This window comes from Rathayibacter sp. AY1B4, assembly GCF_002932815.1.
GTDB lineage: Bacteria > Actinomycetota > Actinomycetes > Actinomycetales > Microbacteriaceae > Rathayibacter.
Genome location: NZ_PSWN01000030.1, coordinates 25,432 through 34,068, shown reverse-complemented (window position 1 = coordinate 34,068; position 8,637 = coordinate 25,432). Strand labels below are relative to the sequence as shown.

Sequence of the window (8,637 nt, the reverse complement as noted above, 5' to 3'; positions counted from 1 at the left end):
CGCCGCCTAGTCGTTGCCGAGGATGATGATGGCGGCGGTAGGGGGTAACGCGTCCTCGTGGTACCGCTCGATCTCCTCGATGGCGATCGGGTCGGCCTGCTGGAGGAACTGGGTGAGGCGGGTGACCTCCTCGGTCTCGCCGAGGGAGTCGGCGGCGCGGCGGAGGGCGTAGAGGGAGAGCAGGAATCCGCGGTTGGGTCCGTGGCGCCAGGGGATGGGGCCCTGGCCGCGCCAGCCGGCTCCGCGGAGGAGGTCGAGGCCGCGGTGGTAGCCGACGCGGGCGTAGGCGTAGGAGGGGAGGGCCGCGTCGATGCCCCAGACGCTGTCGGCGAGCAGTGCCCAGGCCAGCGGGGAGCGCGGGTGGGCGGCGGCGAGGGCGGCGAATTCGACGGCTCCCGGGTTCGCGTGCTTCGCGAGGGCCGCGGTGACCGCGGGCTCGTCGGGGAGGAGGGTCGGTTCGGGGCCCAGCAGGTTCTCGCCACTCATGCCTCCCAGGCTATCCCGCTCGCGGCTGTGCGGGTCCGGGGTCCGGCCGTCCGGCGCACGGCGGTCGTCCCTCCACAGGGGCGTCAGCGGAGGGAGCCGGGCGGTTCGCCGGTCGTCGCCGTCGTGCGCGGGGGTGCCGCCGATAGCATCGACCCATGGCGACGAACCGCAGTGAAGTCGAGGCCTGGCTCACGGACATGGACGGCGTGCTGGTGCACGAGAACAAGGCGCTCCCCGGCGCGCCCGAGCTGATCCAGGAGTGGACCGATTCGGGCACGCCGTTCCTGGTGCTGACGAACAACTCGATCTTCACGCCGCGGGATCTGGCGGCGCGGCTGCGCGGGTCGGGGCTGCACGTGCCGGAGGAGCGGATCTGGACGAGCGCTCTGGCGACGGCGGACTTCTGCGCGTCGCAGAAGCCGGGCGGGAGCGCGTTCGTGATCGGCGAGGCGGGGATCACCACCGCGCTGCACGAGGCGGGCTTCATCATGACGGAGACGGCGCCGGACTACGTGGTCGTGGGCGAGACCCGCAATTACAGCTTCGAGGCGATCACGAAGGCGATCCGCCTGATCGTCGCGGGTGCGCGCTTCATCGTCACCAATCCCGATGCGACGGGGCCGAGCGCCGAGGGCGTGCTCCCGGCGACGGGGGCGATCGCGGCGCTCATCACGAAGGCGACGGGCAAGGATCCGTACGTCGTCGGCAAGCCGAATCCGATGATGTTCCGCTCGGCGATGAACAAGATCGGCGCGCACAGCGAGAACACCGGGATGATCGGCGACCGGATGGACACCGACATCGTCGCGGGCATCGAGGCGGGCCTGCACACCGTGCTGGTGCTGACGGGGATCAGCGACGAGGCCGAGATCGAGCGCTATCCGTTCCGCCCGGACGAGGTGCTGAGCGGGGTGCACGAGCTCCTGTCGTCGGAGCCGCTGGAGTCGGAGTTCCCGCCGGATTCAGCGGTCTGAGTCCCGGCGGCCCGGCAGCGGGCCGGGCGCCGGTTCCTGACACGGCACCGCGGCTCGCGGGGGGTCAGAAGCGGACGTGCTGCAGCACCCAGGCGTGCATCGCGACGGCTGCCGCCGCCGAGGCGTTGATCGACCGGGTCGAGCCGAACTGCGTGATCTCGAGCACGGCCTCCGAGGCGGCGATCGCCTCCTCCGAGAGGCCGGGTCCCTCCTGCCCGAACAGCAGGAGGCAGCGCTCGGGGAGCCGGTAGGTCTCGAGCGGAACGCAGCCGGGGACGTTGTCGACGGCGAGGAGGGGCACGTCCGCCTCCCCGGCCCACTGCACGAGGTCGGCCACCGTCTCGTGGTGCTGGACGTGCTGGTAGCGGTCGGTGACCATCGCGCCGCGCTTGTTCCAGCGCCGCCGGCCGACGATGTGGACGCCTTCCGCGCCGAACGCATTGGCGCTGCGGACGATCGAGCCGATGTTCATGTCGTGCTGCCAGTTCTCGATCGCGACGTGGAACGGGTGCCGCGTGCGGTCGAGCTCCGCGACGATCGCGTCCATCCGCCAGTAGCGGAAGCGGTCGACCACGTTGCGCGCGTCGCCGCGCTCCAGCAGCTCCGGGTCGAGGCGGTCGTCCTCGGGCCACTCCCCCTGCCAGGGGCCGACGCCGTTCGTGGTGAGCTCCACGGAGGCGGTGGGTCCGGTCGCGGGGGTCGCCTCGTTCTCCTGCACGACGAGCGATCCTACTGGGCGCTCCGCGGCTCGGCCGGGTGCACCGGGCCGGTGCCCGGCGGCATCCTCCGAGGCCCGAGCGACGGCGCGCGTCAGGCCGCGGGAGTGCCGGCGAGGGAGCCGGTCAGCTCGCCGCCGCCCGCCCGGTCGACGAAGCAGTAGTAGCTGCGCTCGCCCGCGTCCCACTGCTCCTGTGTGACGGGGAACGCACCGGCGACCTGCACGTCGCCGTAGGTCTCGGCCGCGGCGACGTCCACGACGCCCTGCGCCTGGCAGAGCGAGGAGACGGTGACGGCCAGGGCGTCCTGGCCGGGGAACGCCGCGTCTGTCAGCTCCGCGGTGGCGACGAGCTGGGCGGAGTGAGCTCCCGCGCAGTCCACGACGGTGAACTCCTCCGCCCAGACGGAGTCGAAGGGCTCGACGCACTCGCCGCCGAGGAGCGCGCTCCAGGCCCAGGTGCCGACGGGCAGCGGTCCGACGGTAGGAAGGGTCGCGGTCGGCGTGGGCGAGGGGGTCGGCTCCGCCGTGGGCGTCTCGCTGACGACCGGGGCGGCCTGCGGCTCGGCCCGGCCGCCGGCGCTCCCGACGGCGATGCCGATCGCGAAGAGCCCGGCGAGGAGGATCACCGCACCCGCAGCGATCAGGCCGATCAGGAGCCGGCGTCGGCTGAGCGTGCGCCATGCGGGCGCTCCGGCGGGCGCCGAGTCGCGCTCGCGGCTCTCGGGTCGGGACCGGGCGGAGCGGCGCTTCCGTGGCGGAGCGGCGTTGACGTGGGCGGCCGCGGGAGCGGTGCGGAAGGGCGCGGGCGCGGCGCGGTCGGCGGGCTCGGCGGCCGGCTCGAGGTTCCACGAGTAGGCGCCGGCGGTCTCGCGCCACAGCTCCTCGTCGCCGCCGTCCTCGTCGGGCTCGTCCTGCGGAGCGACGACCTGCTCCCACACGGGCGGCTGGTCCCAGTCCCCGCGCGGGTCGGGCCACTCGTAGACGGCGGGCGGAGTCGGCTCGCGCGGAGTCGGCGGGGTGGCGCCGACCGGGCGTCCGTCGGCGGGGGAGGGGACGCCGGAGCGGCCCGCCGGGTCGACGTCGGTCGAGGATCCGGCATCGGGCTCGTCGTCCGGCCGGTGCGCGCTGCGCAGTCCGGCGGGGGCGGTCGGCAGGTCGGCGGGAGGGTCGGTGTGCGGCAGGACCGGGCGCACGGAGTCCGCCCCGCGGCGGTGCACCTCGGTGCGGCCGGCATCGGTGGAGGCGTCGGAGCCGGAGCCGTCGGCGTTGTCGTCGCGGAGGGGGGCGAAGAACGCGTCGAAGGCGTCCTCGTCGGAGTCGTCCTCGTCGGAGGCACTCGTCTCGCGGGCAGTCGTCCCACCGGCACCCGCCTCGCGGACACCCGTCTCGCGGGCACCCGTCTCGCGGGCACTCGCCTCGCGGGCACCCGCCTCGTGCACTCCCATGGCGCGGGCTCCCGTGTCGGAGACTCCCGTGTCGTCGCCCGGAGAGCTCCGTCCCTCGGCGGAGACGCCGTCGCGGTCGGAGGAGCGCTCCGGCTCCACGACCGTTCCGCGGTCGGCGTCGGCGTCCTGCTCCTCCACCCGAGCGGAGTCGTCCGCGGGGTTCGGGAGGTCGCCGTCGGCCTCCTCGGCGGCGGGCGTCGCGCTCAGCACGGGCTCCCCCGGCCACAGGCCGACCGGAGCGGCAGGGGCACGGCGCGGCGCAGTGTCGGAGTCGCGGTCGCTCGAAGACGGTCCGGCCGCGTCGGCGGAGGAGGCCGACTCGCTCGCAACGCTCCGCTCCTCCGCTGACGCGTGGGCCTCGTCGGCTGCGGACTCAGCAGGACCGGACGTCCGCTCCGCGCGCGACTCCTCCACGGGAGGGACGGGGCGGGGCGAATCGAAGATGCTCTTCAGGCGGCCGCCGCTGAGCTGCTGCAGCAGCCACTCGCTGCTGCCGACGGGACGCTCCGGCTCGGGTCGCTCCGGCTCGGGTCGCTCCGGCTCGGAGGTCTCCGATCCGGCAGGCTCGGGCTCGCGGCCCTCCGGCTCGCGGCCCTCGGACCCGCGGCGCTCCGGCTCCGGGTGCTCGCTGCCTCCCGGGCCCCCGCCGCGTCCCCCCTCGTCGACCATCAGCTCAGGCCGAGGTCGGCCAGACCGATCGCGGCGAAGTACGGGTAGCCGGCGTCCTCGATGATCTCGCGGGCACCGGTCGCGCGGTCGACGACGACGGCGACTCCTGCGATCTCGGCGCCGACCTCGAGCAGGGCCTCGATCGCCTTCAGCGGCGAGCCGCCGGTGGTGGACGTGTCCTCGACGACGACGACGCGCTTGCCCTCGAGGTCGGGGCCCTCGACCTGCCGGCCGCGGCCGTGGTCCTTGGGCTCCTTGCGCACGACGAACGCGTCGTAGGCGAGACCGCGGGCGGCGCCCTGGTGGAGGATCGCGGCGGCGATCGGGTCGGCTCCCATGGTGAGGCCGCCGACGGCGTCGACGCGCTCGATGGGCGCGATGAGGTCGAGCATGACCTGCCCGATCAGCGGTGCGACGCGGTGGTCGAGGCTCACGCGGCGGAGGTCGACGTAGTACGACGCCTTCTTGCCGCTGGTGAGGGTGAAGTCCCCGTGGAAGACGGCGTCGGAGCCGATGTACTCGATGAGCTGCTGGCGTGCGTCGGTCACGCGCCTACTCTACGGGGCGACCCCTCCCCCGCTCGGGAGCGCGCCCGCTGCGGCGTGCTCGCCCGCCTCGTCGCCCCCTCCGCGGAACTGTGTCATGTAGAGCTCGTAGTAGGCACCGCGCTGCTTCAGGAGCGCCTCGTGCGCGCCCTGCTCGACGATCCGGCCCGACTCCATCACCAGGATGGTGTCGGCGTCGCGGATCGTGGAGAGCCGGTGCGCGATGACGAACGAGGTCCGGTCGGTGCGGAGCGCGTTCATCGCATGCTGCACGAGCAGCTCCGTGCGGGTGTCGACCGAGGAGGTGGCCTCGTCGAGGATCAGCAGCGACGGGTTCGCGAGGAACGCGCGCGCGATCGTGATCAGCTGCCGCTCGCCGGCCGAGACGCTGCCGCCGTCGGCGTCCAGCACCGTGTCGTAGCCGTCGGGCAGCTGGCGCACGAAGCGGTCGACCATGGTGGCCTTCGCCGCGTCGACGATCTCCTCGTCGGTCGCGTCCAACCGCCCGTAGCGGATGTTCTCGCGGATGGTGCCCTGGAAGAGCCACGCGTCCTGCAGCACCATGCCCACGCGCGAGCGCAGATCGCCGCGCGCGAGGCTCGTGATGTCGACGCCGTCGAGCAGGATGCGCCCTCCGGTGAGCTCGTAGAAGCGCATGACCAGGTTGACCAGCGTGGTCTTGCCCGCCCCGGTCGGACCGACGATGGCGACCGTCTGCCCGGGCTGCGCCGAGAAGGTCAGGTCCTCGATCAGCGGCTGCTCCGGGTCGTACGAGAACGAGACGCCCTCGAACTCCACGTGGCCGTCGGTGCGCTGCGGGAGCGACGCGGTCGCCGTCTCCGGCTCCTGCTCCTCGGCGTCGAGCAGCTCGAACGTGCGCTCGGCCGAGGCGACGCCGGACTGCAGCATGTTCGCCATGCTCGCCAGCTGGGTCACCGGCTGCGTGAACTCGCGCGAGTACTGGATGAACGCGGTCGCGTCGCCGAGCGTCAGCTGACCGGAGGCGACCCGCAGGCCGCCGACCACGGCGATGAGCACGTAGGAGAGGTAGGAGACGAAGGTCATCGCGGGCATGATCATGCCCGAGACGAACTGGGCGCCGAACGAGGCGGTGTAGAGGCTGTCGTTGCGGCGGTCGAACTCCTCGAGCATCTCGCGGTCGCGGCCGAAGGCGCGGACGATCTCGAGCCCGGAGAAGGTCTCCTCGATGTGGCCGTTGAGCGCGCCCGTGTTCTTCCACTGGGCGGCGAAGAGCTTCTGGGAGCGGGCGCCGATCACTCCCGCGATCACGCCCGAGAGCGGGATCGAGATCAGCGCGATCAGCGCGAGCTGCCACGAGACGATGAACATCATCGCGGCGATGCCGATGATGGTGAGCACCGACTGCACCAGCTGCGAGAAGGCCTGCTGCAGCGCCGTCTGGATGTTGTCGACGTCGTTCGTGACGCGCGACATCACGTCGCCGCGCTGCCGGGTGTCGAAGAAGCGCAGCGGGAGGCGGTTGAGCTTGGCCTCGATGTCCTGGCGGAGGTCGAAGACCACCCGCATCACGAGGCCGTTGAGGATGTAGCCCTGCGCCCACATGAGCACCGACGCGACGACGTACATCAGCAGCACGATGATGATCAGGCGGCCGAGGACCACGAAGTCGATGCCCGCGCCGGGCACGATGTCGGTCTTGGCCAGCATGTCGGCGAAGGTGCCGTTGCCCGAGGCGCGCTGCTGCTCGATGATCTGCTCGAGAGGGACGCCGGCGGGGAGCTGGGAGCCGATCACGCCGTTGAAGATCGTGTCCATCGCCTGCCCGAGGATCTTGGGCGCGATGACGGTGAGGACGACCGACAGCGAGACCAGGGCGACCACGAGGACCATCCGGGCGCGCTCGGGGCCGAGCAGCGAGAAGAGGCGCTTGGCCGAGGGCCAGAAGTTCTGCGCCTTGCGGGCGGGCGGCCCGTCCCCGAACATGCCGCCGTCGCCCTCGCCGGGCTCGAACTCGGGCTCGGGGGAGGTCGTCTCCTCGGGGGCGGTGGTGTCGCGTGTGCGCGCCATCTCAGGACACTCCTTCGACGCTCAGCTGGGATTCGACGATCTCGCGGTAGGTCGCGTTCGTCTCGAGGAGCTCGTCGTGCGTGCCGCGGCCGACGACGCGGCCCGCGTCGAGCACGACGATCTGGTCGGCGTGGCGGATGGTCGACACCCGCTGGGCCACGATGATCACGGTCGCGTCGGTGGTGGCGTCGGCCAGCGACTCCCGCAGCCGCGCATCGGTCGCGACGTCGAGCGCCGAGAACGAGTCGTCGAACAGGTAGACCCGCGGCTTCGCGACGAGGGCGCGCGCGATGCAGAGCCGCTGGCGCTGCCCGCCGGAGACGTTGGTGCCGCCCTGCGAGACCGGCTCGTCGAGCCCGTGCTCCTTGCTCCGCACGAAGTCCTCGCCCTGGGCGATGCGCAGCGCCTCCCACAGCTCGGCGTCCGTCGCGTCGGGGCGGCCGAAGCGCAGGTTCGAGGCGATCGTCCCCGAGAAGAGGTAGGGGCGCTGGGGCACGAGCCCGATCACCTCGGCGAGCTGCGCCCGGTCGAGGGAGGGGACGGGCACGCCGTCGATCGTGACGCTGCCCTCCTGCGGGTCGAACAGGCGCGGCACGAGGCCGAGCAGGGTCGTCTTGCCGGCGCCGGTGGAGCCGACGACGGCCGTGGTGCGGCCCGGCTCCGCGACGATGTCGATGCCCGAGAGCACGGGGCGCTCGGCGCCCGGGTAGCCGAAGACGACCCCGGAGAACTCGACGCGGCCGCGCGCGGGCGTCGGGACTCCGCCCTCGGGTGTGGTGAGGCTGGTGCGGGCGTCGAGCACCTGCTGGATCCGCTCGGCGCAGACGACCGCGCGCGGGATCATCATCACCATGAAGACGCCCATCATCACGGCGGTGAGGATCTGGAGGAGGTACTGCAGGAACGCGGTGAGCGAGCCCACCTGCATCTGACCGGCGTCGACCCGCTGCCCGCCGAACCACAGCACGGCCGCGGTGGCCAGGTGCAGGATCATCATGATCGCGGGGAACATCAGCACGAAGATGTTGCCGACCTTGATCGACACCTCGGTGATCGCCGCGTTGGCCTTGCGGTACCGCTCGGACTCGAACGGCTCGCGCACGAAGGCGCGCACCACGCGGATGCCCGTGATCTGCTCGCGGAGCACGCTGTTGATCCCGTCGATCCGGTCCTGCATGAGGCGGAACAGCGGCAGCAGCAGGAACACCAGGAAGCCGACCACGACGAACAGCAGCGGCACCGACACCCAGACCAGCCAGGAGAGGCCGGCGTCCTCGCGCAGGGCGAAGACGATGCCGCCGACGCACATGATCGGCGCGGAGACCATGAAGTTGAGGGTCATCAGCACGAGCATCTGCACCTGCTGCACGTCGTTCGTGCCGCGGGTGATCAGGGTGGCCGTGCCGAAGCCGCCGACCTCGAGCCCGCTGAGCGAGTCGACGCGGCGGTAGACGTCGCGGCGCAGGTCGCGGCCGACGGACATGGCGGTGCGGGCGCCGAAGTAGACGGCTCCGATCGCCGCGGCGACCTGCACGACGCAGACGCCGAGCATGGTCATGCCGGTTCCCCAGATGAAGTCGGTGTCGCCGCGGCCGATGCCCTGGTCGATGATCTCGGCGTTGAGGCTCGGGAGGTAGAGCGCGGCGAGCGTCGCGACGAGCTGCAGCACGACGACGGCGGCCACCCAGCGCGCGTAGGGCTTCGCGTAGGCGGAGGCGAGGCGGAGCAGGATCATGGGTCCTCCGGAGGGG

General features: G+C 72.4%; 7 protein-coding genes. 1 reads left to right on the top strand and 6 read right to left on the bottom strand.

Features of this window, described 5'->3' with window-relative positions:
- Positions 1–6 precede the first annotated feature (6 nt).
- The gene (locus C5D66_RS15325) at positions 7–486 is read right to left on the bottom strand and encodes a DUF3151 domain-containing protein (RefSeq protein WP_104256003.1); all 480 of its coding nucleotides are present in this window, start codon (positions 484–486) and stop codon (positions 7–9) included.
- Between the two features lie 155 nt (positions 487–641).
- Here C5D66_RS15325 and C5D66_RS15320 point away from each other — a divergent pair, with 155 nt between their 5' ends.
- Positions 642–1,460: an HAD-IIA family hydrolase gene (locus C5D66_RS15320; RefSeq protein ID WP_104225721.1), complete on the top strand. Its 819-nt coding sequence runs from the start codon at positions 642–644 to the stop codon at positions 1,458–1,460.
- A gap of 64 nt (positions 1,461–1,524) precedes the next feature.
- Here the strand turns inward: C5D66_RS15320 and C5D66_RS15315 are convergent, their stop codons facing one another.
- The 5 genes from C5D66_RS15315 to C5D66_RS15295 all read right to left on the bottom strand — a co-directional run bounded on the left by C5D66_RS15315 (position 1,525) and on the right by C5D66_RS15295 (position 8,621).
- Entirely contained in the window at positions 1,525–2,178 is a 654-nt protein-coding gene (locus C5D66_RS15315) for a TrmH family RNA methyltransferase (RefSeq protein WP_104256004.1), read from the bottom strand.
- A gap of 92 nt (positions 2,179–2,270) precedes the next feature.
- A complete protein-coding gene (locus C5D66_RS15310) occupies positions 2,271–4,292 on the bottom strand; it encodes a septum formation family protein (RefSeq protein WP_104256005.1) in 2,022 nt (673 codons plus the stop codon).
- On the bottom strand, positions 4,292–4,840 hold the full coding sequence (gene pyrE, locus C5D66_RS15305; protein ID WP_104256006.1) for an orotate phosphoribosyltransferase: 549 nt from the start codon (positions 4,838–4,840) through the stop codon (positions 4,292–4,294). The genes C5D66_RS15310 and pyrE overlap by 1 nt, the downstream gene beginning before the upstream one ends.
- Before the next feature lie 9 nt (positions 4,841–4,849).
- On the bottom strand, positions 4,850–6,886 hold the full coding sequence (locus tag C5D66_RS15300) for an ABC transporter ATP-binding protein (protein WP_104273943.1): 2,037 nt from the start codon (positions 6,884–6,886) through the stop codon (positions 4,850–4,852).
- Position 6,887: 1 nt separating this feature from the next.
- A complete protein-coding gene (locus tag C5D66_RS15295; protein ID WP_104256589.1) occupies positions 6,888–8,621 on the bottom strand; it encodes an ABC transporter ATP-binding protein in 1,734 nt (577 codons plus the stop codon).
- Between the last annotated feature and the right edge of the window lie 16 nt (positions 8,622–8,637).